The sequence below is a fragment of the Bordetella sputigena genome (genome assembly GCF_965137885.1).
Taxonomy (GTDB): domain Bacteria; phylum Pseudomonadota; class Gammaproteobacteria; order Burkholderiales; family Burkholderiaceae_B; genus Bordetella_C; species Bordetella_C sputigena.
Genome location: NZ_CBCSCA010000022.1, coordinates 1 through 25874, shown reverse-complemented (window position 1 = coordinate 25874; position 25874 = coordinate 1). Strand labels below are relative to the sequence as shown.

Annotated in this window: 23 protein-coding genes and 1 pseudogene; 4 read left to right on the top strand and 20 right to left on the bottom strand. The window is 65.8% G+C overall.

All coding sequences use genetic code 11. The features are described from left to right. Positions 1-4: 4 nt before the first annotated feature. Together paaB and paaA are read right to left on the bottom strand one after the other, a co-directional pair. Positions 5-292 (bottom strand): 1,2-phenylacetyl-CoA epoxidase subunit PaaB, encoded by a 288-nt coding sequence (gene paaB / locus ACNA0R_RS26320; RefSeq protein WP_415829042.1) that lies wholly within the window; start codon positions 290-292, stop codon positions 5-7. A 38-nt stretch (positions 293-330) separates the two neighbouring features. Next, positions 331-1314 (bottom strand): 1,2-phenylacetyl-CoA epoxidase subunit PaaA, encoded by a 984-nt coding sequence (gene paaA / locus ACNA0R_RS26315; RefSeq protein WP_415829033.1) that lies wholly within the window; start codon positions 1312-1314, stop codon positions 331-333. Between the two features lie 205 nt (positions 1315-1519). On the opposite strand from paaA, the gene paaX reads away from it, so the two are divergent. Further along, positions 1520-2473, top strand: coding sequence for a phenylacetic acid degradation operon negative regulatory protein PaaX (paaX, locus tag ACNA0R_RS26310; protein WP_415829032.1), 954 nt, complete (start codon positions 1520-1522; stop codon positions 2471-2473). A 109-nt stretch (positions 2474-2582) separates the two neighbouring features. Here the strand turns inward: paaX and orn are convergent, their stop codons facing one another. Beyond that, positions 2583-3128, bottom strand: coding sequence for an oligoribonuclease (gene orn / locus ACNA0R_RS26305; protein ID WP_415829031.1), 546 nt, complete (start codon positions 3126-3128; stop codon positions 2583-2585). A 59-nt stretch (positions 3129-3187) separates the two neighbouring features. On the opposite strand from orn, the gene ACNA0R_RS26300 reads away from it, so the two are divergent. Both ACNA0R_RS26300 and rsgA read left to right on the top strand, forming a co-directional pair. Continuing rightward, positions 3188-4438: a M48 family metallopeptidase gene (locus tag ACNA0R_RS26300; RefSeq protein ID WP_415829030.1), complete on the top strand. Its 1251-nt coding sequence runs from the start codon at positions 3188-3190 to the stop codon at positions 4436-4438. Next, positions 4435-5445, top strand: a complete 1011-nt coding sequence (gene rsgA / locus ACNA0R_RS26295; protein WP_415829029.1) for a ribosome small subunit-dependent GTPase A — start codon at positions 4435-4437, stop codon at positions 5443-5445. The genes ACNA0R_RS26300 and rsgA overlap by 4 nt, the downstream gene beginning before the upstream one ends. Here the strand turns inward: rsgA and ACNA0R_RS26290 are convergent, their stop codons facing one another. From ACNA0R_RS26290 to ACNA0R_RS26225, 14 genes are all read right to left on the bottom strand, one after another. Beyond that, positions 5446-6207, bottom strand: coding sequence for a CoA pyrophosphatase (locus tag ACNA0R_RS26290; RefSeq protein ID WP_415829028.1), 762 nt, complete (start codon positions 6205-6207; stop codon positions 5446-5448). A 111-nt stretch (positions 6208-6318) separates the two neighbouring features. Further along, complete coding sequence (gene rplS / locus ACNA0R_RS26285) at positions 6319-6726, bottom strand: 50S ribosomal protein L19 (RefSeq protein ID WP_415829027.1); 408 nt, start codon at positions 6724-6726, stop codon at positions 6319-6321. Between the two features lie 149 nt (positions 6727-6875). Continuing rightward, the gene (locus ACNA0R_RS26280; protein ID WP_415829026.1) at positions 6876-7175 is read right to left on the bottom strand and encodes a hypothetical protein; all 300 of its coding nucleotides are present in this window, start codon (positions 7173-7175) and stop codon (positions 6876-6878) included. A 21-nt stretch (positions 7176-7196) separates the two neighbouring features. Next, the gene (locus tag ACNA0R_RS26275) at positions 7197-8465 is read right to left on the bottom strand and encodes a PA0069 family radical SAM protein (protein WP_415829025.1); all 1269 of its coding nucleotides are present in this window, start codon (positions 8463-8465) and stop codon (positions 7197-7199) included. Positions 8466-8688: 223 nt separating this feature from the next. Next, on the bottom strand, positions 8689-9987 hold the full coding sequence (locus ACNA0R_RS26270; RefSeq protein WP_415829024.1) for a sulfate adenylyltransferase subunit 1: 1299 nt from the start codon (positions 9985-9987) through the stop codon (positions 8689-8691). 33 nt (positions 9988-10020) lie between these two features. Continuing rightward, positions 10021-10929, bottom strand: a complete 909-nt coding sequence (gene cysD / locus ACNA0R_RS26265; protein WP_415829023.1) for a sulfate adenylyltransferase subunit CysD — start codon at positions 10927-10929, stop codon at positions 10021-10023. Positions 10930-10985: 56 nt separating this feature from the next. Continuing rightward, the gene (locus ACNA0R_RS26260; RefSeq protein ID WP_415829022.1) at positions 10986-11765 is read right to left on the bottom strand and encodes a phosphoadenylyl-sulfate reductase; all 780 of its coding nucleotides are present in this window, start codon (positions 11763-11765) and stop codon (positions 10986-10988) included. A gap of 5 nt (positions 11766-11770) precedes the next feature. Then, entirely contained in the window at positions 11771-12832 is a 1062-nt protein-coding gene (locus tag ACNA0R_RS26255; RefSeq protein ID WP_415829021.1) for a sulfate/molybdate ABC transporter ATP-binding protein, read from the bottom strand. 28 nt (positions 12833-12860) lie between these two features. Next, positions 12861-13847: a sulfate ABC transporter permease subunit CysW gene (gene cysW, locus ACNA0R_RS26250; RefSeq protein ID WP_415829020.1), complete on the bottom strand. Its 987-nt coding sequence runs from the start codon at positions 13845-13847 to the stop codon at positions 12861-12863. After that, entirely contained in the window at positions 13844-14842 is a 999-nt protein-coding gene (gene cysT / locus ACNA0R_RS26245; RefSeq protein ID WP_415829019.1) for a sulfate ABC transporter permease subunit CysT, read from the bottom strand. The genes cysW and cysT overlap by 4 nt, the downstream gene beginning before the upstream one ends. Next, positions 14829-15866, bottom strand: a complete 1038-nt coding sequence (locus ACNA0R_RS26240; RefSeq protein ID WP_415829018.1) for a sulfate ABC transporter substrate-binding protein — start codon at positions 15864-15866, stop codon at positions 14829-14831. Before ACNA0R_RS26240 ends, cysT begins: the two co-directional genes overlap by 14 nt. A 281-nt stretch (positions 15867-16147) precedes the next feature. Continuing rightward, positions 16148-17581: a cytochrome-c peroxidase gene (locus tag ACNA0R_RS26235; protein WP_415829017.1), complete on the bottom strand. Its 1434-nt coding sequence runs from the start codon at positions 17579-17581 to the stop codon at positions 16148-16150. Continuing rightward, positions 17581-19860 carry an alkaline phosphatase family protein gene (locus tag ACNA0R_RS26230; RefSeq protein WP_415829016.1) on the bottom strand — a complete coding sequence of 760 codons (2280 nt, stop codon included), beginning with the start codon at positions 19858-19860 and terminating at the stop codon, positions 17581-17583. Before ACNA0R_RS26230 ends, ACNA0R_RS26235 begins: the two co-directional genes overlap by 1 nt. Positions 19861-19903: 43 nt before the next feature. Then, positions 19904-21934 (bottom strand): alkaline phosphatase D family protein, encoded by a 2031-nt coding sequence (locus ACNA0R_RS26225; protein WP_415829015.1) that lies wholly within the window; start codon positions 21932-21934, stop codon positions 19904-19906. A 223-nt stretch (positions 21935-22157) separates the two neighbouring features. Here ACNA0R_RS26225 and ACNA0R_RS26220 point away from each other — a divergent pair, with 223 nt between their 5' ends. Next, positions 22158-23039 (top strand): 2OG-Fe(II) oxygenase, encoded by an 882-nt coding sequence (locus ACNA0R_RS26220; RefSeq protein WP_415829014.1) that lies wholly within the window; start codon positions 22158-22160, stop codon positions 23037-23039. Between the two features lies 1 nt (position 23040). On the opposite strand, the gene ACNA0R_RS26215 is transcribed toward ACNA0R_RS26220, so the two are convergent. The 3 genes and pseudogenes from ACNA0R_RS26215 to ACNA0R_RS26205 all read right to left on the bottom strand — a co-directional run. Continuing rightward, positions 23041-23682: a peroxiredoxin gene (locus tag ACNA0R_RS26215; protein WP_415829013.1), complete on the bottom strand. Its 642-nt coding sequence runs from the start codon at positions 23680-23682 to the stop codon at positions 23041-23043. Positions 23683-23831: 149 nt separating this feature from the next. Further along, complete coding sequence (locus ACNA0R_RS26210; protein ID WP_415829012.1) at positions 23832-25676, bottom strand: acyl-CoA dehydrogenase; 1845 nt, start codon at positions 25674-25676, stop codon at positions 23832-23834. Positions 25677-25751: 75 nt separating this feature from the next. Further along, positions 25752-25874, bottom strand: a pseudogene (locus tag ACNA0R_RS26205) (electron transfer flavoprotein subunit alpha/FixB family protein); the annotation flags it as partial.

The window sequence follows — 25874 nt, the reverse complement described above, 5'->3', positions numbered from 1 at the left end:
GGGCCTACATGTGTTTGACTTCGTCGGGCATCGGGAAGAAGGTCGGATGCCGGTAGACCTTGCCGCGCGCCGGATCGAACAACGCCTGCTTGTCGTCCGGATCGCTGGCGACGATGTCCGCCGCCCGCACCACCCAGATGCTGGTGCCCTCGTTGCGGCGGGTATACACGTCGCGCGCGTTCATCAATGCCATTTCGGCATCGGGCGCGTGCAGGCTGCCCACATGCTTGTGCGCCAGGCCGTGCTGCCCGCGTATGAAGACTTCCCACAAAGGCCAGTGTCTCTCGTCCATATGCATACTCGCTATCCTGGTTGCAGGGACCGCGCGGCTCAGGCGGCCTTGCGCCGGCGCTGTTTTTCGGCATGCGCCACCATGGCGTCGCGCACCCAGGCGCCTTCTTCGTGGGCGCGCACGCGCGCCTGCAGGCGCTCGCGGTTGCACGGTCCGTGGCCGTCGAGCACCTCGCGGAATTCCGCCCAATCGATTTCGCCGAAGTCGTAGTGGCCGCGCTCGGCGTTCCAGCGCAGGGCCGGGTCGGGAACGGTCAGGCCCAGGTACTCGGCCTGCGGCACGGTCTGGTCGACCATCTTCTGGCGCAGTTCGTCGTTGGAAAACAGCTTGATGCGCCAGCGCATCGAACGGGCGCTATTGGTCGATTCCGCGTCCGGCGGACCGAACATCATCAAGGCGGGCCACCACCAGCGGTTCAGCGCGTCCTGGCACATGGCCTTCTGTTCCGGCGTGCCGTGCAGGCACATCTGGATAAGCAGGTCATAGCCCTGGCGCTGGTGGAAGGATTCTTCCTTGCATATCCGCACCATGGCGCGGGCATAGGGTCCGTATGAACAGCGGCACAGCGGAATCTGGTTGATGATGGCCGAGCCGTCCACCAGCCAGCCGATCATGCCGATGTCGGCCCAGCTCAGGGTGGGATAGTTGAAGATGGTCGAATACTTGGCCTTGCCGCTGTGCAGGTCGGCGATCATTTCGTCGCGAGAGGTGCCCAGGGTTTCGGCCGCGCTATAGAGATACAGCCCATGCCCGCATTCGTCCTGCACCTTGGCCAGCAGGATGGCCTTGCGCTGCAGCGTCGGGGCGCGCGATATCCAGTTGCCTTCCGGCAGCATGCCGACGATCTCCGAATGGGCATGCTGGGATATCTGCCGGATCAGGGTGCGCCGGTATGCGTCCGGCATGGCGTCGCGCGCTTCGATGCGCACGCCGGCGTCGATGCGTTGCTGAAAGGCCTCTTCCGCCGGCTCGATGGCGCCGGCGGCCGCAATCGCCGAGGGTTCGGGCGCGTGCACGTCCATGGTCTGTCTCCTGCCTGCGCCGCCGCGATGCGGCGGGCGCCAGACGATTCTTTTGAGCGCGTGCCGCCAGGGGGCGGCGTGGCTATACGTCGATAGGCTGCACGATGATTATTTAATACAGAATTTCGTCTGTCAAACGCATTTCTGTATCACTTCTGATTTATGTATCATGTCGCGGTCATCCCTATAGTCTCCTCCGCCCGCCATGGCCCTTGCCGCGTCCGCGCTGGAACGCCTTACCGCCAAGCTCATCAAGGCAGATCCGCCGCGCGCCAAGTCGCTATGCGTCAGCCTGCTGGGCGATGCGATCGAGCCGCATGGCGGCGCGATCTGGCTGGGCGACCTGATCGCCCTGCTGCGCCCGCTGGGCATCAATGAACGCCTGCTGCGCACCAGCGTTTTCCGGCTGGTGGCCGAGGGCTGGCTGCATGCGGAAAGGCACGGCCGCCGCAGCCTGTACCGGCTGTCGCCGCAGGGCGCGCGCAATACCGCCCACGCCGCGCTGCGCATCTACCAGTCCGATGAACCCGCCTGGAACGGCGAGTGGACGCTCGTGCTGATCCCGCGCATGACCAGCAATGGCCTGGCTGAACGCACCGAATTGCGGCGCGCCCTGGAGTGGGAAGGCTATGGCATGGTGGCGCCGGGCGTCTTTGCCCATCCGCGCGCCCGTCCGGGCGCGGCGGGCAGCATCCTGGAATCGCTGGGCATACCGGACAAGGCGCTGGTGCTGGCCGCGCGCGATCTGCCCGACGTGGGCGCCCTGCCCCTGGCCGCGCTGGCCGAGCAGTGCTGGAACCTGCAGGAACTGGCCGGGCAGTATCGCGAGTTCATCCAGCAGTTCGGGCCGCTGGAAAAAACACTGGAAAAGACCTCGGCGGAGGGGAATGCCGATACGGGCGGCGCGCCGGCGGCGGCCTTCGCGGCGCGTGTACTGCTGCTGCATCGCTGGCGCCGGATCGTCTTGCACGACCCGCAACTGCCGGCCGACATGCTGGCGCCCGACTGGCCGGGACATGCGGCGCGCGCCCTGTGCCGGCGCCTGTATTGGGCCTTGTTCGATGCATCGGAATCGCATCTGGCCAGCCTTGCCGGCCATGGCGAGCCGCATTTCCGGCCGTTGGCCGGGGAAGCGTTGCAGCGCTTCGGCGGGCGCTAGCCAATCGGCGAGCCAATCGGCGAGCCGTTCGGCAAGCCGTCCAGCGAGCCATTCCGAAAACGGACCGGTCGGCGGGCAGGCGGCCACGCGTTGGCCGCCGTCCGCTGGGTCAGACCTTCAGGAAATGCTCGCGGTAATGCTTGAGCTCGTCGATGGAATCATGGATGTCGGCGAGCGCTTCGTGCCGGCTTTTCTTTTCGAAGCTCTTGTAAACGTCCGGCCGCCAGCGGCGCGCCAGTTCCTTCAGCGTGCTGACGTCCAGATTGCGGTAATGGAAGAATTGTTCCAGCCGCGGCATGTAGCGGAACATGAAACGCCGGTCCTGGCTGATGGTATTGCCGCATAGCGGCGACTTGCCGGCGGGCACGTGCTGCGACAGGAAGGCGATCAGGATATCCTCGGCCTGGGCTTCGGTAATGGTGGACGCCTTGACCTTCTCGATCAGGCCGCTTTTGCCGTGGGTGGCCTTGTTCCAGCTGTCCATGGCGTCCAGCAGGCTGTCGGGCTGGTGTATCGCCAGCGCCGGTCCTTCCGCCACAACGGTCAGGTCGGGTTCGGTCACGACCACCGCCACTTCGATAATGCGTTCCTTTTCCGGATCGAGGCCGGTCATTTCCATGTCGAGCCAGACCAGGCGGTTGTCGTTCAGAGCCATATAATTCGCCTTTTGAAAACCCGATTTTCTCATATCGGTTTCCCCGCCCCGGATTCCCCATGCTGACTCTGTTGTTCGTTGCGCTGCTGCTGGTCGATATCAGCGTCAGGCTCTGGCTGTCCACGCGGCAGATCCGCCACGTCGCCCGCCACCGGGATCGCGTGCCGCCCGAATTCGCCGATCGCATCGGCCTGGCCAGCCACCAGCGCGCCGCCGACTACACGGTGGCGCGCGTGCGGCTGGGCATCGTCGAACGGGTATTCGATGCCGCGGTGCTGGTCGGCCTGACCTTGCTGGGCGGCCTGCAGGCCATCGACCTGCTTGCCGGGTGGCTCACCGACAACGATTTCCTGCACCAGATGCTGCTGCTGGTCATCACGGGCCTGCTGCTGGGCGCGCTGGAATTGCCCTTCACCGTGTGGCGCCAGTTCAAGCTGGAGGCCCGCTTCGGCTTCAATCGCATGACGCCGGCGCTGTTCGTTTCAGACGCGATCAAGGGCCTGGCGTTGACCGCCGTGATCGGGCTGCCGCTGGTCGCCGCGATTCTGTGGCTGATGGGCAAGGCCGGATCGCTGTGGTGGATCTGGGCCTGGGGACTGTGGGTGGCCTTCAGCCTGTTGACGCTGCTGCTGTTTCCCATGGTCATCGCGCCGCTGTTCAACAAGTTCACGCCGCTGGCGGACCAGGACCTGTCCAAGCGTATCGGCCAATTGGTGCAGCGCTGCGGCTTCGCCATCAACGGACTGTTCGTCATGGACGGGTCACGCCGCTCCGGCCACGGCAACGCCTATTTCACCGGCTTCGGCAAATCGCGGCGCATCGTGTTCTTCGACACGCTGCTTGCGCGTCTGAATGGCGACGAGATCGAAGCCGTGCTGGCGCACGAGCTCGGCCACTTCGCGCGCCGCCACATCACCCGGCGCATCGCGATCAGTTTCGCCGTCGCGCTGGGATTCTTCGCGCTGCTGGGATGGCTGGCGCGCCAGCCCTGGTTCTACGAACAGCTGGGCGTGCTGCCGCGCCTGGACGGCCGCAACGACGCGATGGCGCTGCTGCTGTTCTTCCTGGTCGTGCCGGTGTTCACCTTCCTGTTCACCCCCATCGCCAGCTGGTATTCGCGGCGGGACGAATTCCAGGCGGACGATTACGCCGCGCGCCAAAGCTCGGCCAGGCAACTGGTGTCGGCGCTGGTCAAGCTGTACGACGATAACGCCGCCACCCTGACGCCGGATCCCGTCCATTCCGCTTTCTACGACAGCCATCCGCCGGCGGCGGTGCGCATCCGGCACCTGGGCATGGCCGCCCGATGAGCCGGCGCGAGCGCCCTGCCCGGCCCGGGCGCCAGGACAGCCTGCCGGCCGCCCGGCCGGACAAGCCGCGGCCCAAGGGAGCGGAAGCGGCGAGCGACGCCGCCACGGACGCGCAGGGCCTGCTCGATGGCCGTATCGTGGCCGCCCACGGCCGCCATTACATCGTCGAAATGGCCGACGGCACGTCGCGGCAATGCTATCCGCGCGGAAAGAAGGCTGGCGCCGCGGTCGGCGACCGCGTGCGCATCGCGCCGCAAGGCCGCGACGAGGGCGCCATCGAGGAAATCCTGCCGCGCAGCAATCTGCTCTACCGCTCCGACGATATGCGGGCCAAGCAGTTCGCCGCCAACGTGGACAAGCTCTTCATCGTGGTCGCCGTCGTACCGACGTTTTCGGACGATCTGGCCGGCCGCGCGCTGGCGGGTGCCTGGAGCGCCGGCATTGCGCCACGCATCGTGCTGAACAAGGTCGATCTGCGCGCGGGGCTGGATGAAGCCAGGGCACGGCTGGCGCCGCTGGCCCGGCTGGGCGTCCCCGTGCTGGAAGTCAGCGCTTTGGACGCCGAAGCCACCCGGCGGACCCTGTTCCCCGAGATGGCCGGACACGTCAGCCTGCTGCTGGGCCAGAGCGGCATGGGCAAATCGACCTTGCTCAATGACCTGATACCCGGCGCCAATGCCGCCACGCGCGAGCACTCCACTGCGCTGGACATGGGGCGGCACACCACCACCAGCACGCGTCTCTATCACCTGCCCGAGGGCGGCGACCTGATCGATTCGCCGGGTTTCCAGGCTTTCGGCCTGCAGCACCTGTCGCGTGAGGAAATCGAACGCGGCTTTCCGGAGTTCGCCCCCTACGCGGCGCAATGCCGGTTCTACAACTGCACGCACCAGCATGAACCCGGCTGCGGGGTACTGCAGGCGCTGGAACAGGGACTGATCGACCGTTCGCGCCACGCGCTGTATGTCCGCATCCTGCACGAGAACGCCGCGGCGCCGCGTTATTGATTATTCCGGCGCGGTGTCACGCGCGTTCGGGTCGCACAGCACGTGGTACAGATTGCGCAGCATGGCGGCGGTGGCGCCCCAGATGAAGTACTTGCCCCAGGGCATGGAGTAGTACCGGCGCACGCGCCCGTCCGGCAGCTCGACGCTATGCAGTCTGTGGTTGGCCGGGTCCATAATGAATGCCAGCGGGACTTCGAAGATCTCGGCCACTTCAAAGGGATCCGGGACCACGTCGAAGCCCGGCCGGACCAGGGACACCACGGGCGTGATGGAAAAGCCGGTCGCCGTCATGTAGGGCGGCATCGTACCCAGTACGTCCACCCATTCCGGCGCCAGGCCGGTTTCTTCCTGGGCTTCGCGCAGGGCAGCCGCGATGGGACTGGCATCGCTTTCTTCGATACGCCCGCCGGGGAAGCTGATCTGCCCCGCGTGGTCGTGCAAATGCGCGGTGCGCTGCGTCAGCATGACGGTCACGCCTGGTTCGCGCATCACCAGCGGGACCAGCACCGCCGCCAGCACGGGCGCGCCCTCCCTGCCGGCGTAGCGCGTGTCGCCGTTCAAGGGCAACTGCGCCGGCAAGCCGCGCGGATGCTGGAGCACGCGACGCAGTTCGTCCACCGCCAGGGCCTGCGGCGGAACGGCCTTCAAGCCTTCGTTGGCGGCGACCCAAGGTTGCACCGCCGCGTCGAAGGCGGGGCGGACGATGGGGCGGCGCGGACGCGGCGAGTCAGGCTGGTCAGGCTGGTCAGGCTGGTCAGGCATGTGCGGATGGATCAGAGACGGTGGACGGGATCCGGAAACAAAAAGGCACCCGCTGGGGGTGCCTTTCTGACGAGGGTCCGGCTGGCGGACCGGCCGGCGGTACCCCCGCGATCAGGACGCGGATTCGGCAGCCTGAGCCGATTGCGCGGCAGCCTGACGGCTGACGAGCTTTTCCTTGATACGAGCCGACTTGCCCGAGCGATCGCGCAGGTAGTACAGCTTGGCGCGACGGACGTCACCGCGACGCTTGACTTCGATGGAAGCGATCTGCGGCGAATACAGCTGGAACGTACGTTCCACGGCTTGGCCGGACGAGATCTTCCGGACGATGAAGGCCGAATTCAGACCGCGGTTGCGCTTGGCGATCACGACGCCTTCGAAAGCCTGCACACGCTTGCGGGTACCTTCGACGACGTTGACGTTGACGACCACGGTGTCGCCCGGCGCGAAAGACGGCAGCGTCTTGTCGGCGGTCAGGCGAGTGATTTCTTCCTGTTCCAGGACAGCGATAAGGTTCATGAGAACTCCGAAACCATCATGCAGTGCGGTTTGTTATAGAGGAGATAGAATGCGCCGCAGGCAGAGGATGACACTTGGCAAACCCGGCATTCTACATGAAATCAGTGCCTTAGGTAAACCGGCGTGGGAAACTGCCCAACAAGCCCGGATCAGAAGCCGGCGGCGGCGCCCAGCCACATCAGGCCGGGAATCATGGCGCCCCACATGGCGACCAGCAACACGTCGACCACCATCTGCCGCACGGTAACCCCCTGCCCTGCCACGGTCCCGGCCGCGGACGCACCGGCAATGCTGGCGGCGGCATCGGCCACGACGGGCCCGCGGTGCCGTCCAAATGGGGACAAAACCTGCCGCGACAGCTGGGCCAGGCGCCTCAGACCGCGCCGGCTGGGCGGCACGGGCGGGAAAGGCCATTTGGTCGGGAACTGCGGTTCGGCTGCCAGGTTCATGGAGTGCTCCTTGGAGACAACTTAATCGAATAGACCCAATTGCCTGACCGGCGCAGGTCCACGGGTAGGCCCCGGCCCGGAAACGAACGGGGCCGGAGGAACGAATTGCTTGGTATCCAGTTGCAGCCGCTGCCGGTTCAGGCCGGCTTTGCGCACCGCCATATCGAAGCGCTGGCGCAGCAGATCGGCCCAGATGCCGGTTCCCCGCATGCGCGTGCCGAACCGGGGATCGTTGCGCTTGCCTTCGCGCATGTCTTCGATCCGATGGAGCACGCGCTCGGCGCGATCGGGAAAATGCGCCTGCAGCCATTCCTCGAAGACCGGCTTGACCTCCCAGGGCAGCCGCACCACGGTATAGCTGGCGTAATAGGCGCCGGCCCGGGCGGCTTCCTGCACGATGCGCTCCAGGAATTCGTCCGTGATGAAGGGAATCACCGGCGCCGCCAGGACGCCCACGGGCACGCCGGCGTCGGCCAGCTTGCGCACGGATTGCAGCCGCCGCCAGGGCGCCGACGCGCGCGGCTCCAGGGTGCGGGAGATATCCGCATCCAGCGAAGTGACGCTGATATACACGGCCACCAGATTGCGGCGCGCCAGCGCCTGCAGCAGATCCAGGTCGCGCTCGATCAGCGCGTTCTTGGTGACGATGGTCAGGGGATGGCCGGTTTCCAGCAGCAGTTCCAGCACGCCGCGCGTCAGCCGCCATGAGCGCTCGATGGGTTGATAGACGTCGGTAGCCGAACCGACATTGACCGGTTCGACGCGGTAACCCGGCCGGGCGAGTTCCGCCCGCAGGGCATCCACGGCATTGGCCTTGGCCACCAGGCGGGTTTCGAAGTCCAGCCCCGGCGAATACCCCAGGTAGGCATGGGTGGGACGCGCATAGCAGTAGATGCAGCCGTGCTCGCAACCCCGGTATGTGTTGATGGCCCGGTCGAACGGCACGTCCGGGGAATCGTTGCGGGAGATCAGCTTGCGGGCCTGCTCCACCGCCACGGTGGTGCCCGGCGGCGTTTGCGGAGCGGCGGAGGTGACCAGGCGGACCGGGATGGCGGCGATTGCCGTAGGCGAGCCCGCCGTGGGGCGGCCGCCGGCGGCAATACCCGCCACGGCGTCAGGGTCCTGTCGGGCATAGGCCAGCGCGGGCTCGTCCGCCGGATCGGCGGCGCTGCGGTCGTCGCGCTGGAAGCGGTGCCGAACATTAGTAACCGCACCCCGACCGCGCAAGGCGGCGGGGGCGGCAGCCGGGGACCCAGAACCGGCAAAAACGGAATGATCGGTACGTGCCATGAATAGTACTGTACATCCATACAGTATTTTCTGACAAGCACCTACCGCCTTTTTTTTCGGCGACGTCCCACTTTACCCCAACTCAAGCGGCCGCTGGCGGCAATTTCCGGGATTGTGGCTTTGCCGCAAAACCCGCATGAAATAAGGCTCTCCGGGCGATCGGCGTGGTAAAAGCGGGCCGCCGGCGGGTCGCTGCCGGCCCACCGCGGGGCGACCCGCAAGCTCAACGCAACATACCCGCGGCAGCCGTTTGATGCGTGGATTCGTCGATCAGGATGAAGGCGCCGGTGGCGGCGATATCGTCGTAGCGATCCAGCGTCAGCGGATCACGCGTGGCGATGCGCACCTTGCCAATATCGTTCATCGACAACGTGCCGACGTCGCCATCGATCTCACGCAACTCATGGATGTCGCGACGCGTCGCGACCTCGCGTATCTTCGCCGTGGTCAAGCGGGTGCCTTGCTTGAGCAGATAGCGGCGCGCCGGATTCAAGGGCTGCGTGTCGAGCCAGCAGACCTCCGCCTCGAACTCCTTGCCGGTGCGCGCCGCCGCGCCGGCATGCGACAGCACGTCGCCGCGCGACACATCGACATCGCGGTCCAGCACGACGATCACCGAATCGCCGGCCGCGGCGCTGGCCAGCGCGCTATCGTGCGCGCGTATCCCGGCCACGCGCGCGGTCACGCCGGATGGCTGCACCAGGACTTCGTCGCCCGCGCGCAGCGTACCGCTGGCGACGCGGCCCGCGTAGCCGCGGAAGTCCTGCGCGCTGCTGCCGTCATGGCGCACCACCCATTGCACCGGAAAGCGCAAGGGCGCGTCGGCCGCCTCAATCGCGGGATCCAGCGACTCCAGCAAGGACAGCAAGGGCGGACCGTCATACCAGGGCGTGTGCGCGGACGGCGCCACGACGTTGTCGCCGGTCAGCGCCGACAGCGGCAGCGCGTGGAAATCCGCGATGCCGATCCGCCGGGCCAGATCCGCATAGGCATCGCGGATACGCTCGAACACCGCGTGGTCCCACGCCACCAGATCCATTTTGTTCACCGCGACGATGATGTGCCGGATGCCCAGCAGACGCGCGATCGTACTGTGCCGTTTGGTCTGCGGCAGCAGCTTGCCGTCGGCGGCGCGCGTGGCGTCTATCAGGATGATGGCGACGTCGGCCGTGGATGCGCCGGTCACCATATTGCGCGTGTACTGTTCATGCCCCGGCGCGTCGGCAACGATGAACTTGCGGCGCGGCGTGGCGAAATAGCGGTACGCGACGTCGATGGTGATGCCCTGCTCGCGCTCGGCCTCCAGGCCATCCGTCAGCAATGCGAAATCGATGCCGTCGCCTTCCACGCGCCTGTATTTGGCACGCGCGATGGCGTCGAGCTGATCGGCGAAGACGCTCTTGCTGTCGTACAGCAGGCGTCCGATCAGCGTGGATTTGCCGTCGTCCACGGAACCCGCCGTGATCAGGCGGATAACGGCCGTCTCGCCGCTGGGCAGGAAAGAGTCGTTGATTGCGTTCATAGTGGTGTGTTCCGTCCGGGCTGCCAAGGCCGCTCAGAAGTAGCCTTCCTTTTTGCGGCGTTCCATCGAGGCCTCGGAAGTCTGGTCGTCCATGCGGGTGGCGCCGCGTTCGGTGATATCGCTGAGCGCCGTTTCGGCGATGATGGCCTGGTTGTCGGCCGCGTCGGACGCCACCGGGCAGGTGCACGAAATGTCGCCCACGGTGCGAAAGCGCACCGACAGCGTCTCTATCCGCTCGTCGGCCTGCGGCGGCGTGAGCGGCGTAATGGGCACCAGCAGGCCCTGGCGGCGTACGACTTCGCGCTGATGGGCATAGTAGATGGATGGCAGCGCCAGGTTTTCCCGCGCGATGTACTGCCACACGTCCAGCTCGGTCCAGTTGGAAATCGGGAACACGCGCATGTTTTCGCCGCGATGGACACGGGTGTTGTACAGGCTCCAGACCTCCGGACGCTGGCTCTTGGGGTCCCACTGGCCGAATTCGTCGCGGAAGGAAAAGATGCGCTCCTTGGCGCGGGCTTTTTCCTCATCGCGCCGCGCGCCACCGATGCAGGCGTCGAAACCGAACTCCGCGATGGCTTCCAGCAGCGTCACGGCCTGGGCGGCATTGCGGGAATCCGTTTCCTTGCGCAACACCACCGATCCGCGCGCGATCGAATCTTCCACGCTGCGCACGATCAGGGTTTCGCCCAGTTCGGCCGCGCGCGCGTCACGGAACCGGATGACCTCCGGGAAATTGTGGCCCGTGTCGATGTGCATCAGCGGAAAGGGAAAGCGCGCCGGACGGAAAGCCTTCTCGGCCAACCGCAGCAGCACGCAGGAATCCTTGCCGCCGGAGAACAGCAGAACCGGTTTTTCGCACTCGGCCGCGACCTCGCGCAGGATGAAAATCGCTTCGGACTCCAGCCAATCCAGATGGCTGCGGGTGTGAACGGTGGACATAGGGATCTCGAGTGTCTTCGGTAAAACGATGCTTCGGTAACGGACCCGCGCCTGCTTCAGGCTTCGCCGCCCGCGCTTCCGCCGGCCTGGCGGCCGGCGAATTGAACGACCCGCGCATCGGCGTGGTTGCCCGCGTGCAGCCCGCATTCCTTGCTGTCGGACGACTCCCACCACCAGCGGCCGGCGCGCACGTCTTCGCCGGGCCGGATGGCGCGCGTACAGGGCTCGCAGCCGATGGAGGGATAGCCTCGGTCATGCAGAGGGTTGTAGGGAATATCGAGCGCGCGGATGGCGGTCCAGACGTCGTCTTCGCTCCAGCCGGCCAGCGGGTTGAACTTGTACAAGCCGAAAACCGGGTCCTGTTCTTCTTCCGGCAGGCTGCCGCGCGTGGCCGCCTGCGCACGCCGCTGGCCGGTGATCCATGCGCCGCGTCCGGCCAGGGCTCGTTTCAACGGCTCGACCTTGCGGATATGGCAACAGGCCTGGCGCAGTTCCCTGCTTTCGTAGAAAGCAAAAGCGCCATGCGCCGCCACGTGCGTCTCGACGGATTCCTGCACGGGCCGATATACCGTCGGCCGGCGGCCGTAGCGGCGCTCGATGACGTCCAGCATGGACAGTGTCTCGGCATGCAGGCGGCCGGTATCCAGGGTGAAGATCCCGAGCGGCGCGCCACCGGTATGGATGGCATGCGTCAGCACCATGTCTTCCGCGGCCAGCGAAGAGGCCAGCGCCGCGTCGGGATAGCGCGCGGCGATATCGGCCAGGCGCTGCAGCAGCTCGGACCAGCGCGCCGCGATGGCGGCGTGCGGACGGGACGGGATCACGGGATCGGGCATAAGGTCTACTTGCTCGCGGGAAAGATGCGGCCGCGGCGCGGGCGCGCCAGCAGCATTGCGCCTTCGCGCAGGTCCAGGCCGTGGTATTCCTCTTCGGACAGCTGCGCTTCCAGCAGGGCGCCGTCTTCGCGCTGTAACTCCAGGAATGCGCTGGGTCCGGCCAGGTAGGCATGATTGAGCTTGACCGTGATGCCCTCGCCCGCCGCGGCGTAAGGCAGGATGTCCAGCTCATGCGGCCGCACGTAGGCCACGGCGCGCTGTTCGTCGGTCCCGTCGAAGGCCGGCGCGGGCAGCGACACGCCGTTGGCGCGCCATAGCCCGCCGGCGGCATGGCCCTCTATCTGATTGACGTCGCCCAGGAAGCCGTAGACGAAGGGCGTGGCCGGATGCGTCCAGACCTCGCGCGGCGTACCCACTTGTTCGATGCGGCCGGCATTCATCACCACCACGCGATCGGCCACTTCCAGGGCCTCTTCCTGGTCGTGCGTGACGAAGACGCTGGCCACGTGCAGCTCGTCGTGCAGGCGGCGCAGCCAGCGCCGCAGTTCCTTGCGCACCTTGGCGTCCAGCGCGCCGAAGGGTTCGTCCAGCAAGAGCACGCGCGGCTCCACCGCCAGCGCGCGGGCCAGCGCGATGCGCTGGCGCTGGCCGCCCGACAGCTGCCCGGGATAGCGGTCGGCCAGCCAGTCCAGCTGCACCAGATTCAACAGCGCGTGGACTTTTTCCTTGATGGCGGCTTCGCTGGGACGCTGGCCGCGCGGCTTGATGCGCAGGCCGAAGGCGACGTTCTCGAACACCGTCATGTGGCGGAACAGCGCGTAATGCTGGAAGACGAATCCAACCTGCCGTTCGCGCACATGCACGCCCGTGCTGTCCTCGCCGAAGAAATAAATGCTGCCGCTGTCCGGCGTTTCCAGCCCGGCGATGATGCGCAGCAGGGTCGTCTTGCCGCAGCCCGAGGGTCCCAGCAAGGCCACCAGCTCGCCGGAGTCGATGTGCAGATCGACATCGCGCAGCGCCTGGAAATTGCCGAAGCGCTTGTTGACCGATTTGATTTCGATATCCATGTCTTTTTCCTTGATCCATTGCGCCGGCTCAGGCGCCTGTGGCGGCTCGCACAACCGGGGCGCGCGGCCCGTCCCATCCCGCCGCGGGCGCCGCGCCGGCATCGTCCTGCCGCGCCAGGGCGTGCGTGTGCCGCCATTGCACCACGGTTTTGACGGCCAGCGTGACCAGGGCCAGCACGGCCAGCAACGAGGCCACGGCGAATCCCGCCTGGATCTGGTATTCGTTGTACAGAATCTCCACCTGCAGCGGGATGGTGTTGGTCAGGCCGCGAATATGTCCGGAGATCACGGACACCGCCCCGAACTCGCCCATGGCCCGCGCGTTGCAGAGAATCACGCCGTACAGCAGCCCCCAGCGGACGTTGGGCAGGGTCACGTGCCAGAACGCCTGCCAGCCGCGCGCGCCCAGCACGATGGCGGCTTCTTCTTCCTCGCTGCCCTGGGCCTCCATCAGCGGAATCAGTTCGCGCGCCACCAGCGGCAGCGTGACGAAGGTGGTGACCAGCACGATGCCCGGCACGGCGAAGGCGATCTTCAGGTCGTGCGCCATCAGCCACGGACCTATCCAGCCCTGCGCGCCCACCACCAGCATGTACGACAGGCCCGCCACCACGGGCGAGACGGAGAACGGCAGGTCTATCAAGGTCACCAGCATCGACTTGCCGCGGAACTCATGCTTGGCGATCGCCCATGCCGCCACGATGCCGAAGGCCATGTTCACCGGCACGCAGATGGCCGCGGTTAGCAGCGTCAGCAGGATGGCCGATACGGTGTCCGGCTCCACCAGCGCGGCGGCGCCGGCGCCCACGCCCTTGCGCAAGGCCTCGACGAAGACGGTGCATAGCGGCAGCACCAGGAACAGCAGCAGGAAGCCGACCGCCGCGGCGATGAGCAGGCCGCGGCCAGCGCTGGCGGCGCGCGGCGCGCGGCTCGTGTGCCCGGCGCCCGTGTGCCCGGCGCCCGTGTGCCCACCGCCCGTATGCACGGCGCCCGTATGCCTATGCCGCACCGTCATGGCGTGCCCCCGTGGGCGCGGCGGCGCCAGGCCTGCAAGCCGTTGATGGCAAGCAACATGGCGAACGACAAGCCGAGCAGCACCGCGCCGATGGCCGCGGCGCCGGCGTAGTCGAACTGCTCCAGCTTGACGAGTATCAGCAGGGGCGCGATCTCCGACACCATGGGCATATTGCCGGCGATGAAAATAACCGAGCCGTACTCCCCTATCGCCCGCGCGAAAGCCATGGCGAAGCCGGTCAGCAGCGCGGGCGTGATGGCCGGCAGGAGCACGCGGACGAAAACCTGCACGGGCGTGGCGCCCAGGCTGGAGGCGGCTTCCTCCAGCGCGACCTCGACATCCTCCAGCACCGGCTGCACGGTACGGACCACGAAGGGAATGCCGATGAAGATCAGCGCGACGACAATGCCGGCGGGCGTATAGGCGATCTTGATGCCCAGCGGCGCCAGCAGGCTGCCGATCCAGCCGTGCGGGCCGAGCAGCGCGGCCAGAGCGATACCGGCCACCGCCGTCGGCAGCGCGAATGGCAGATCCACCAGGGCGTCCAGCAGGCGCTTGCCGGGAAAGCGATAGCGCACCAGCACCCACGCGACCAGCAATCCGAACACCAGATTGACCAGGGCGGCGATCAGCGAGGCGCCGAAGGTGACGCGGTACGCCGCCACTACGCGCGGCGACATGACGGCGGCGACGAAGGCATCCCAGCTCAGGCCCGCGGCCTTGATCACCAGCGCGGCCAGCGGCAGCAGCACCAGTATTCCAAGATAGGCGAGCGTCAGCCCCAGCGTCAGCTTCAGCCCGGGCAATACGGGCGGCGTCCGTACGCCGCGCCGGCCCGACTGGGCAGGCCGGCCGGCTTCAGGCGTGCCGGGACGCGCGCGGTCGGCGTGGACACGAGTATCGGCGCGGGCATACGCATGGACGTCGAAAGGCCGGCCCCGCCCGACCGCGCGCAGGGCCAGCCCTGTGGAGGCCGCGCGACTACTGCTTGACATAGATCTGATCGAATATCGCGTTATCCGCGAAATGCAGCCTGTCCACCGCGGGCCAGCCACCGACATCGCGTATGGTGAACAGGTCCAGCCTGGCGAATTGCGACGCGTACTTCGCCTTGGCCTTTTCACTGGTCGGCCGGTAGTAGTTGCGGGCGATCAGGTCCTGCGCTTCGTCGGAATACAGGTACTGCAAATAAGCCTCGGCCACCTCGCGCGTGCCCTTGCGGTCGACATTCCTGTCGACCACGGCCACCGTAGGCTCGCACAGCACGCTCAGGCTGGGCACGACGATTTCCAGCTCACCGGCGCCGAACTCTTTCCGCGCCAGGAAGGCATCGTTCTCCCAGGAAATCAGCACGTCGCCGACGCCGCGCTGGGCGAAGGTGATGGTGGAGCCGCGGGCGCCCGAGTCCAGCACGGGCACATTGCGGTAGAGCTTTTCGACAAAGGCCTTGGCGCCGGCATCGCCGGACCGGCGGCGCGCATACTCCCATGCCGCCAGATAATTCCAGCGCGCCCCGGCCGAGGTTTTCGGATTCGGGGTGATCACGGATACGCCGGGCTTGACCAGGTCATCCCAGTCCTTGATGCCCTTCGGATTGCCCTTGCGAACCAGCAGGATGATGGTGGAGGTATACGGCGAAGCGTTATCGGGCAAGCGGCTTTCCCAGCCGGCCTTGACCAGGCCGCCATGCGTGACCAGCGCTTCGACGTCGGGCGCCAGGCCCAGCGTGACGACGTCCGCGTCCACGCCGTCGATGACGCTGCGGGCCTGCTTGCTCGAACCGCCATGGGAGTTGCGGATGGAGACATCCTGGCCGGTCCTGGCTTTCCAGTACCTGGCGAACAGCGGGTTGTACTGGGCGTAGAGCTCGCGGGTGGGGTCGTAGGAAACGTTCAGCAGTTCCACGGGACGCCCCTGCGCGCGGACCGCCGCCGGTAACAGTTGCAGCGCGGCCAGCGTCGAGGCCATGCCTATCGAGCGCTTCAGGAACCGCCGCTTTTGAATGTCGTGTTCTTTCATATTGTCGTTTCCGCGCTGTAGCCTTACGGCGTGGTCCCGTGGGGCGCCCGGGGTTTGCACACGGGGTAGCGGCATTGTGCGGGCGATGACCCCGCGGGCAAACGACAATGTGCTTGTTTGTATATTTCCGGGATAGGGATATGGGCGGGCCGGCCTCCCGCATCGAACGTGTCAGCGCGTCTCCACCGGGCATTTCCACCGCGAGGCGAGCACCGCGCTTCCAGACGGGCCGCGCCGTGCGGCCTGCTGGAGTCGCGCGTGAGGGATACCTGCTACTGGCCCTAATCGACGCAAGCCCTCTGCGCGGGGCTGGGCGCCGCGCCGGGCCGGTAGTCGTCGGTCAGCGTGTTCAGGAAGCAGATCAGGTCGTGGACGTCCTGCTCCGACATGGGTGGCTTGGAACCGGCCGCCCGCCCGTCCAGCGGCATCTGGGTATCAATATTGGCCCAATATTGCCGGGGCAGGTCGTTGTACTTCTCCACCCTCCCCGTTCCCTTGGCGTACTGGACGGTAATCAGGCCGTACGTCGGGTAGTCCGGGTCGTAGCCGGGATCCCCCGGCTTCAGCGCCTTGCCGCCCACCGTCGGGTACCAGAGCTCCGGATTCGTGTCCCGGGTGTTGTAGAACCGGATCGCCTGCTCCAGGGAATGGATCACGCCGTTATGGAAGAACGCCTGCCGCAGCGCTACGTTGCGCAGCGTCGGCGCCTTGAACATGCCGCAGAAGCGGCTGGGCTTGCCGTCTTCCTCCAGCGTGTGATCCGTACGCTGTGGGCCGCATAGCCCCACATCGAAACGCCGGACATCCTTGTCGTTGGCCGGAATATCGTTGCGATTGGGCCCCGGCGCGGTGGCATGCAGGTCGTTGCGCGGCACGCCTATGGCCTCGTACGAAAAATCGGTGAACAAGGCGCTGCTGCCGCGGAAGCCCGCGCCCTGGTAATGGCAGGACGCGCAATTGCCCGTGTTGGGATCGGCGAAGACCTTCAGCCCGCGCAGCTCGGCGACGGTCAGCTGTCCGCCCTTCTTGTTCGACGTATACATGTCGAACTTGCTGTTGTAGGGCCGGAAGCTGATGTCCTCCAGCTGGAAGGCCTGCAGCGCCGCCGTCACGTCGCGGAACGCCGCGCCGGTGTCGTCGAAGGCATGATCGCCGAAGGCCTGGCGGAACAGCGGCGCATAGTCCGCCGCCTTTACCTTGGCCACCACCTGCGCCGCCGACGCATTGGCCATTTCGACGGGGTCCAGCAGCGGGCCCCGCGCCTGGTCGGCATGGCTGGCCGCGCGCCCATCCCAATCGAACCCGCCGCCGGGGCCGGGCACGCTGATGGCGTCGGGATTGTCCAGCAGGTCCGAGTATGGCGGCGTCTTGTCCTTGTAGCGCAGCGAAGGCACGGCGCGCACCCCGCGGCGGGTCAGGGCCGCGCCGCCCAACTGGGCGGCCAGGTTGTTGGGCGGACCATAGGCGAAGCCGGGATCATGGCAAGTCGCGCAGGAGATCTTGCGCGACCCGGACATGGCGCGGTCGAAGAACAGCTTCTGCCCGACCTGTGCCGCCAGGCTGAGCGGCTTTTGCCGTATCACCGGGTTATGCCAGGGCGCGTCCGTCCCGGCCGACGCGGACGCGCCGCTCTCCGCATGATCCGCGCCGGCCGCCAGGCCGGCCGCGGCCGCCATCGCCAGCAGGCCGGTCGCGGCCAGAAAACGCTTGCGCATTACTTCACCGCCCAGACACTGATCTGCGTCTTGTCCGGACCGACCTGCGGCGGCGTCGCGGCGTCGGTGGATTGCTTCTGGCGATAGCCGGCCGGGATCACGAAAGCGTGATTCATGGGGCGCACCGCGTCGAAGTGCGTATCGCCGCTATTGGCGAATTCGGGCAGCATCTGCAGATGCTCGGCGATGAACTTTTCCGTGTACTTGGAACGGTTCATATAGCTGCCGTCGACGGCCGGGTCCGCCAGCTGGAACATGTCCTGCATGGTCCGCACGAAGGAAAAATGGCTGTACGCATCGCTGTCCACCACGCCCTTGGGCGCCTTGGGCTGGTTGGTCACGATCAGGAAGATCGAATTGCCATGACCATGGTTGCCCTCGGTGTAATTCACCACCGATGCGTCGGGTGTGTACGTACCGTCGGGATTCTGCTTCAGCGGCTGGGATACCGTGCTGTTGCTGACGTTCCAGCCGCAGCAGGAATTGAAGCCGCTGGTGGCCGTGGCTTCGTCGAACATGATGACGATGGCCGAGCGCTGCCGGGTATTCTTCCACACCGTCGAAGCCTGGATCTTCTTGATGATGTAGTCGACGTAGTTGTCGCCGCGGGTGATGATGGCCGAGCCGGCGCAGTCGGTCGTCAGCGCGCCGCTGCTGGTTTTTTCCGTCGTGCTGTGCATGTCGTCGCACTGGTCGGGAATCAGGAAGTTCAAGGCGCCGACGTCGCCGCTTTCCAGGTCCTTGCCGAACTGATCGACTTCGTAGTTGGCCGGCACCACATATTTGGTGCCGTTCTTCATGTTGGCGTCGAACTGTCCGCCGCCCAAGGTGCGATTGCTGAAAAAGAAATCCGGCAGCAGGCGCGCGTCCTGGTAAGGCATGGCCGGATGATGCTTGGTGCGGTACATATTGCCCGGCAACGGAACCGTGCCGCCGGAAGGTATGGGCGTCGGGTCGTTGCCGATGCCGTTCGGATAGGCGTTATCGATGCCGGTGATGGCGGCGTCGGCGACACTGTCCGTACGCGGGTCCTGGCCCGGGTTCATGGTTTCGCCATACACGCGCCAGTTCATGCCGGCGTTTTCCAGCGCCGTGAACAGATTGGGCGCGGTGATGTTGTGGTTGGTCCCATCGCAGTTGGCGGTGGCATTGAACGGCGAGGACACCAGGCCCGGCTTGTCGTGCGTGGGCAGCGGATCCTTGGGCGCGTTCGCGCCGGTGGCGCTGCAATTCCACTGCGAATCATCGGTGATGCCGAAATCGTCGCCGCCGCCCACCGCCGTATAGTTGGGCTCGCTGGGCTGGCCGGTCGAGAAATAGTTCGAAAGCTGGTTGTTCTCTTTCAGGTATTTGGCGATCTTGGGCGCGAACGGCTGGTTCAGGATCGTGTTCGAGCCCTTGTTTTCCAGGAACAGCACGAACAGGTGGTCGTAGCGCGGGATGCCCTCGACATTGAACGCGGCCTGCTGCGCCTGCAGGAAGGTAATGGGCTTGCGCGTCTCCGGCGTGGTGGCCGTATCCGGCGTCACGTTGATCTTGTTGGTCAGTTCCGGATCGCCGCCGGCGACCGCCAGCGCGTCCGGGTACAGGTCGCCGCGGTCCAGCTTGGTGGTGGCGTAGGTGTAGCGATTGCCGAGCTGGTTGGTCTCATATAGCAGGGACGTACGCGTGGCGCCCTGCGTGCCGTGCACGTCGACGATGACGTCGGCGGGCTGCACATTCAGGCGTGCCGCCAGGTTGGCTTTCTCGGCCGCATAGTTGCTGCTGTCGTCTTCCACCATGCGCTGGATCTCGCTGGACATCGGGCTGATCACGATCTTCGCCGCGCCCTGGTCCTGGATCTGTTCGGCCGAGACGCGCAGCGCCATGCGCCGGGCGACCTTCGCGCCGGTGGCCGTATTGACGGCGTCGGTGCCGATGTCGGCCAGCAAGGGCGCCACCGCGGCCGCCTGCAGCGAAAAGGCGCCGTTGGCATCGGTAGCCACGGGGTTTTCATCCGCATCGCACTTGCCGTTGCCGTTGGCGTCGATACAGACCTTGGCATTCTGGAAGTAGGCCGGGTCCACGGTCGGGTTGGTCTGGCTGCCCGGCTTGTAGCTGGAGCCGGTGACCACGCCCTGCATGGTCATGGCGACGGGCGGGTCATTGCTGGGGGGCGCGGCCGACGAACTGGACGTATCATCGTCGCCGCCGCCACAGCCGGCCAGCGCGAGCGAAGCCGCGATCACCGTCAAGGAGGCGTAGAAAGGCGCGCGGCGGGTTTGCTTCGATAGGATCATGAGTCTGTTCCCTGTATGTGCGGCGTGAGGGGAATGATGGGATTCAGGTGGCGACGTTGACCGCGGCGACGCCCGTGTCCACGGTCACCGTGACCGTGCCGGCCACCGCGGGCGCGGCCGGCAGCTCGCCGTTGACCAGCGGCTTCATCTTGCGGAAATCGCAGCTCAGCTGGTCGGCCGTCAACGTCACCACCGCATAGCCCTGGGCATCGGTATCGACATACTTCAGCCAGGAATTGAAGGTGGACATCGTGCCGTTCAACTTGTTGGTCACGTTCTGGTAGACCAGCGGCTGCAAACCGGCCAGCGATGGCACGCTGTGGATCTCGTCCACGTAGAACCGGAACAGCGACGTGCTGGACACGCCGGCGGTCACCAGGTCGACCATCACCGGCACCGGGGTGGCCGCATCGAAGTCGTCCATCACCGGACCCGAAAAGAACGCATGGATGTCGCCGGTCAGGGCAACCACGTTGGAGATGGCGTTGTTCTTCAGGAAGGCCATCATGTCCTTGCGCTCGCTGTTGTAGCCATCCCACTGGTCGGCGTCGAACAGGATCACGTTCAGAAAGGAAACCGGCGGCAGCATCGCATTGATCGCGGCGACGGAAGCATTCACCGCGTCCACGCCGAAGGCATGGTCGAACAAGGCATGGATGGCGGCGAAGGCGCCCGGCAGCGTGCCCGACGTCTTGATTGCCTGGATGTCCTGGCGCACCGCCGGCAGGATGGCGCTATTGCGCAGCGGCGCCAGATCGCCCGGATCCGTCGCCACAATGGCGTCGGTCACCAGCTGCACCACCGCCTCCTGGCCGTCGACCTGCATGCGCAGCAGGGACACCTCGTTGCCCCAGAGGCGCCAGGCGGTCTTGGGCTTGCTGCTCAGCATCTGGTCTTTCCACCAGGCCAGCTGGGTCGCGCCCAGCATCGACTGCGTGCCGCCCGCGCCGATCTTGGCCTGCTCGGCGGCGGCCAGCGTATCGCGCGACACCAGATAGCGGCTGCCGAGGAAACCGCCGGTGGCCGATTCCGGGATGACGTGGTCGTCGCGGTACAGGCGCTCGTCGGTCATGACCAGCGTGGCCAGCGAACCGAAGGTGAACGAACGATAGATCTGGATGTTCTCGAAAGAGGGATTGTTCAGATCCAGCGTGACATCGGCGGGCATGTATTCGAACCATGCCTGATTGGCGCTGCGGCGGCGCGCCACGTGTTCGGTCTGGTCGTCGGTGGGCGTGTAGGTCTGGTGATCCTGCCAGGCGTCGTCGGAGAACTCATGATCGTCCCAGATCGCGATGACGGGAAAGCGCGCGTGCAGGGCCTGCAGGCGCGGATCGGAGCGATAGCTTTTGTACAGGCTGCGATAGTCGGCGGTGGTGGTGGCGTAGACCGAGCCGTCATCCATCTTCGTGCCATTGGGCAGCGTCAGCGCCGCGTGGGCTTTTTCGGTCTGGCCGGCCAACACGCGCGCGGGCAGCGTTTCATAGATGTAGTCGCCCAGGTGGATGACGAAGTCCAGGTCCTCGTTCAGCATTTCGCCGAACGCAGCCCAGTGGTTGGCGTTCCAGTCCTGACAGGAGATGAAGCCGAACTTCAGCTGCGCGACCCCGGCGCCTGCCGCCGGCGCGGTCTTGGTCCTGCCCACCGTGCTGTTGGCGCTGCCCATGACGAAGCGATAGAAGTAAGTCGTCGACGGATCCAGCCCGACGACCTTGTGCCGCACGGTGTAGTCGAACGAAGGGTCGGCCTCTATCGCGTCGTTCACCAGCAACTTGGAAAAGCCGTCGTCGGTCGCGACCTGCACCGTCAGTTTCACTGGATCGGCGCCGTTGGCGCCGTCCACGCGCGTCCACAGGATGATGCTGTCCGGCTTCGGGTCCCCGGAGGCGACACCGTGCGCGAAGGAAGTGGCGGGTGGCGGCGGATTGCCGTCGTCGGGCGGCGGATTGTTGCCGTTCTGATCACCATTACCGCCATCGTCGTCATTGCCCCCGCCGCATGCGGTAAGCGTGCCCGTCGTGACGACGGAAACGGTAAGGAAGCTGCCCCATTTGATAAATTCGCGCCGATCCATGTTCACCAATGTCAGATTGATTGACCCGCGGCCTGACGCAGTCGCATATCCGGTTGGATACGCACGTGGCCGACGGGATTGTTTGGGTGCGGCATTACCCCATACCGAAATTGCGCGGCCGTTACACAATTGGTACGCGTAGAAGACACTGCCACAATCCATTCAGGCGGCAGACAGCGCACGGTCAAGCACGGTTCACAATGCGCGACATAAGATCGCGGCCATGGCTATTACCGTGAAGTTCTCCAACCCCGTGCGCGACTGGATCGCGCACAACCTGGGCCGCGGCGCGGAAGAACGGGACATCGTCCGCGAACTGATCTCGAACGGCACTCAGGCCGACTTCGCCAACGCCATGGTCAGCGCGGTAGCACATGCCTTGCGGCATGGCGCACCCATGCCCGATGACAAGCTGGTGCTGGAGACCGAGGCGCCTTCCGCGGCGCGCCGGCGCCTGCATGAAGCATCCACGATGCGGGTCGCGGATGGCCAGGTACGCGTGCTGGCGCGCATGGCACGGCCGGCGGCGACGCTGTTGTCCAACGTACTGGCGGAAGAGGAGTGCGCGCAGCTGATCTCAGCCGCGCGGCCGCGGCTGCGGCCTTCGCGGGTGGTGGATCCGATTACGGGCCTGGATGTGGTGAAGGATCACCGCAGCAGCTGGGGCATGTTTTTCCGGCCAGCCGAAACGGCATTGATCGAGAAAATCGAGCGGCGGATTGCCCGTGTCATCGACAGGCCGGTGGAACACGGCGAGGGACTGCAGATCCTGCACTATCCCGTCGGCGCGGAAAGCACGCCGCACTTCGACTTCCTGATGCCGGTCAACGACGCCAACCGCGCGTCCATCGCCCGCGGCGGCCAGCGCGTATGCACCTTCATCATGTATCTGAACGACGTGCCGGCGGGCGGCGAAACCACATTTCCCGACGCCGGATGGTCGGTGGTTCCGCAAAGAGGAAACGCTTTGTACTTCGAATACGGCGATGCCGCGGGGCACGGCGATCCTGCTTCCCTGCATGCCGGCGCGCCGGTGCTGGAAGGCGAAAAATGGATCGCCACCAAATGGGTGCGCGACCGGGTGTTCGTGCCCCGCGGGACCTGACTTACTTGTTCGGCTGAGGCGTGATGCGCAGATAAGGCCGCACTGCCTTATAGCCTTTGGGGAACTTCTGCTTGATGACTTCTTCGTCCTTCAAGGAAGGAACGATGATGACGTCATCGCCGTCCTGCCAGTTCACCGGCGTGGCCACGCTATGGCTGTCCGTCAGCTGCAGCGAGTCGATCACGCGCAGGATCTCGTTGAAATTGCGGCCGGTGCTGGCCGGATAGGTAATGATCAGGCGCACCTTCTTGGCGGGATCGATGATGAACACCGAGCGCACCGTCACCGTGGCGCTGGCGTTCGGGTGAATCATGTCGTACAGCTCGGCCACCTTGCGGTCGTCATCCGCGATGATGGGGAAGTTGACCTTGGTGCCTTGCGTGTCGTTGATATCGTCGATCCACTTGTTATGCGAGTCCACGGGATCCACCGACAGCGCCAGCACCTTCACGTTGCGCTTGGCGAACTCGTCCGCCAGTTTGGCGGTGTAGCCCAGCTCGGTCGTGCACACCGGCGTGAAGTCCGCGGGATGCGAGAAAAGAACGCCCCAGCTATTGCCCAGGTATTCATGAAAGCGAATGGGGCCGACGGAGGAATTTTGTTCGAAATCGGGGGCGTCATCGCCCAAGCGTAGTTGTCCCATATTCGATCCTATTTCCAGGGATGATGAACGCCGGTCGCATGGCGATACCCGGCGGCGTTTTGGGTTGCAGCCGTCTTGCCCGCGGCGCTTTCCCGATGCGTGATTCTTGCACCAAACCGCGAGACCTAAAAGCTGAAATCCATATAACCTTATGAAATATCGGCGTAAGCGGCGCAAGCGTCGGCGACATCGCCCGCCTGCACTGCCGCGGACAGCGCCGCGGCTCGCGGGAGGATGTGCGCCCCGTAGAAGATCGCTGTCGCCAGCTTATTGCGCAGGAACTCGGGCGACCACTCCGCCATACCGCCATCGTCCTGGCGCAGATGGCGATGACAGGCCAGCGCCGCGCGCGCCATTTGCCATCCGCCCAGCAGCACGCCGGTCAGCATCAGGAACGGCACGCTGCCGGCGAAAATCGCCCGCACGTTGCGCATGGCTGTACGCGCCATGAACTCGAGCGCCTGCTGCTGAGCCTGCATCGCCTGCCCCAGATTGGCATGCATCAGCGCCAGCGCTTTGGCGTCTTCAGTACTGACATCCGCTTGCGCCGCCTGCAGCTCATCCAGGGTTTCACGTATCGCCCGCAGAATATGGCGGGCCGTGGCGCCACTGTCGCGCAACAGCTTGCGGCCGATCAGGTCGTTGGCCTGGATGGCCGTCGTCCCTTCATAGATCGGCAGGATGCGCGCGTCGCGATAATGCTGGGCGGCGCCGGTTTCCTCGATATAGCCCATGCCGCCATGCACCTGCACGCCCAGCGAGGCGACCTCTACCGCGGATTCCGTGCAGAAGCCCTTGACGACCGGCACCAGGAATTCGTAGAAGGCGCGATTCCTTTCACGCGTTTCGGCGTCCGGATGATGGCGCGCCACGTCGAATGCCGCCGCCGTCACGTAGGACAGCGCGCGGCCGCCTTCGGTCAACGCCCGCATGGTCAGCAGCATGCGCTGCACGTCGGGATGATGCGCGATGGTCACCGGTCCGCTCGAACCTTCCACGGCGCGGCCCTGGACCCGTTCGCGCGCGTAGGCCACGGCCTGCTGCGTGGCGCGCTCGGCCAGCGCCACGCCCTGCTGGCCGACGGCGAAGCGCGCGGCGTTCATCATGATGAACATGTACTCCAGGCCGCGGTTTTCCTGGCCCACCAGAAAGCCCACCGCGCCCTCGCCCACGTCGCCCTTGCCCGCGCCGTACATCAGCACGGCGGTCGGGCTGCCATGGATGCCCAGCTTGTGTTCCAGCGAAGCGCACCAGACATCGTTGCGTTTGCCGGGCGCGCCATCCGCGTCGGGCAGGAATTTGGGCACGACGAACAGCGATATGCCCTTGACCCCGGGCGGCGCATCCGGCGTACGCGCCAGCACCAGATGCACGATATTCTCGGCCATGTCGTGCTCGCCGTAGGTGATGAATATCTTCTGCCCGGTGAGCCGGTAGCTGCCGTCGGGCTGAGGCACCGCGCGCGTGGCGACTTGCGCCAGGTCCGAACCCGCCTGCGGTTCGGTCAGGTTCATCGTACCGGTCCACTTGCCGGACACCAGATTGGGCACGTAGGCGTCGCGCAGCGTGTCGCTACCCACCGTCAGCAAGGCCTCGATGACGCCGTCGGTCAGCAGCGGACACAGCGAGAAAGCCAGGCAGGCGGAATTGATGTTTTCGTTCGCGGTTGCGGCGATCAGCTTGGGCAGGCCCTGCCCGCCGCGCTCGACGGGATGCAGCAACCCCTGCCAGCCACCCTGCGCATAGTCGCGATAGGCGGCCGCATAGCCGGGCGGGGTGACGACGGCGCCGTCCTTCCAGGCGGCGGGCTGGCGATCGCCGGTGCGATTCAAGGGCGCCACCGCCTGCTCCACGAAGCGGGCGTTTTCGCGCAGCACCGCGTCGGCAATATCGGCGCCGACCTCCTCATAGCCGGGCAGGGCCAGCACCTGATCGAGGCCGGCCAGCTCCTTCAGGGTGAAACGGATGTCCGCGAGGGGCACGTGGTAGGTCATGTCGTCTCCTATTCCCGCGCAAAACAAAACGGCCGCCCCAGAGGACGGCCGTCTTGTCGGGGCTGATTTTCTATATTAAAGCGCCTTGACCAGCTCCGGCACCACCGTGAACAGATCGCCGACCAGGCCATAGTCGGCCACGCCGAATATCGGCGCTTCGGCATCCTTGTTGATGGCGACGATGACCTTGGAGTCCTT

What these genes read in the sequence shown, in the direction of transcription:
- ACNA0R_RS26275 (WP_415829025.1), bottom strand. Translation starts at nt 8,465, where the DNA reads ATGGCACGTACCGATCATTCCGTTTTTGCCGGTTCTGGGTCCCCGGCT.
- orn (WP_415829031.1), bottom strand. Translation starts at nt 3,128, where the DNA reads ATGGCTCTGAACGACAACCGCCTGGTCTGGCTCGACATGGAAATGACC.
- ACNA0R_RS26210 (WP_415829012.1), bottom strand. Translation starts at nt 25,676, where the DNA reads ATGACCTACCACGTGCCCCTCGCGGACATCCGTTTCACCCTGAAGGAG.
- ACNA0R_RS26225 (WP_415829015.1), bottom strand. Translation starts at nt 21,934, where the DNA reads ATGGATCGGCGCGAATTTATCAAATGGGGCAGCTTCCTTACCGTTTCC.
- rplS (WP_415829027.1), bottom strand. Translation starts at nt 6,726, where the DNA reads ATGAACCTTATCGCTGTCCTGGAACAGGAAGAAATCACTCGCCTGACC.
- ACNA0R_RS26300 (WP_415829030.1), top strand. Translation starts at nt 3,188, where the DNA reads ATGCTGACTCTGTTGTTCGTTGCGCTGCTGCTGGTCGATATCAGCGTC.
- ACNA0R_RS26290 (WP_415829028.1), bottom strand. Translation starts at nt 6,207, where the DNA reads ATGCCTGACCAGCCTGACCAGCCTGACCAGCCTGACTCGCCGCGTCCG.
- cysT (WP_415829019.1), bottom strand. Translation starts at nt 14,842, where the DNA reads ATGTCAAGCAGTAGTCGCGCGGCCTCCACAGGGCTGGCCCTGCGCGCG.
- ACNA0R_RS26235 (WP_415829017.1), bottom strand. Translation starts at nt 17,581, where the DNA reads ATGCGCAAGCGTTTTCTGGCCGCGACCGGCCTGCTGGCGATGGCGGCC.
- rsgA (WP_415829029.1), top strand. Translation starts at nt 4,435, where the DNA reads ATGAGCCGGCGCGAGCGCCCTGCCCGGCCCGGGCGCCAGGACAGCCTG.
- paaA (WP_415829033.1), bottom strand. Translation starts at nt 1,314, where the DNA reads ATGGACGTGCACGCGCCCGAACCCTCGGCGATTGCGGCCGCCGGCGCC.
- ACNA0R_RS26280 (WP_415829026.1), bottom strand. Translation starts at nt 7,175, where the DNA reads ATGAACCTGGCAGCCGAACCGCAGTTCCCGACCAAATGGCCTTTCCCG.
- ACNA0R_RS26260 (WP_415829022.1), bottom strand. Translation starts at nt 11,765, where the DNA reads ATGCCCGATCCCGTGATCCCGTCCCGTCCGCACGCCGCCATCGCGGCG.
- ACNA0R_RS26220 (WP_415829014.1), top strand. Translation starts at nt 22,158, where the DNA reads ATGGCTATTACCGTGAAGTTCTCCAACCCCGTGCGCGACTGGATCGCG.
- ACNA0R_RS26270 (WP_415829024.1), bottom strand. Translation starts at nt 9,987, where the DNA reads ATGAACGCAATCAACGACTCTTTCCTGCCCAGCGGCGAGACGGCCGTT.
- ACNA0R_RS26240 (WP_415829018.1), bottom strand. Translation starts at nt 15,866, where the DNA reads ATGAAAGAACACGACATTCAAAAGCGGCGGTTCCTGAAGCGCTCGATA.
- cysD (WP_415829023.1), bottom strand. Translation starts at nt 10,929, where the DNA reads ATGTCCACCGTTCACACCCGCAGCCATCTGGATTGGCTGGAGTCCGAA.
- paaB (WP_415829042.1), bottom strand. Translation starts at nt 292, where the DNA reads ATGGACGAGAGACACTGGCCTTTGTGGGAAGTCTTCATACGCGGGCAG.
- ACNA0R_RS26215 (WP_415829013.1), bottom strand. Translation starts at nt 23,682, where the DNA reads ATGGGACAACTACGCTTGGGCGATGACGCCCCCGATTTCGAACAAAAT.
- paaX (WP_415829032.1), top strand. Translation starts at nt 1,520, where the DNA reads ATGGCCCTTGCCGCGTCCGCGCTGGAACGCCTTACCGCCAAGCTCATC.
- ACNA0R_RS26255 (WP_415829021.1), bottom strand. Translation starts at nt 12,832, where the DNA reads ATGGATATCGAAATCAAATCGGTCAACAAGCGCTTCGGCAATTTCCAG.
- cysW (WP_415829020.1), bottom strand. Translation starts at nt 13,847, where the DNA reads ATGACGGTGCGGCATAGGCATACGGGCGCCGTGCATACGGGCGGTGGG.
- ACNA0R_RS26230 (WP_415829016.1), bottom strand. Translation starts at nt 19,860, where the DNA reads ATGATCCTATCGAAGCAAACCCGCCGCGCGCCTTTCTACGCCTCCTTG.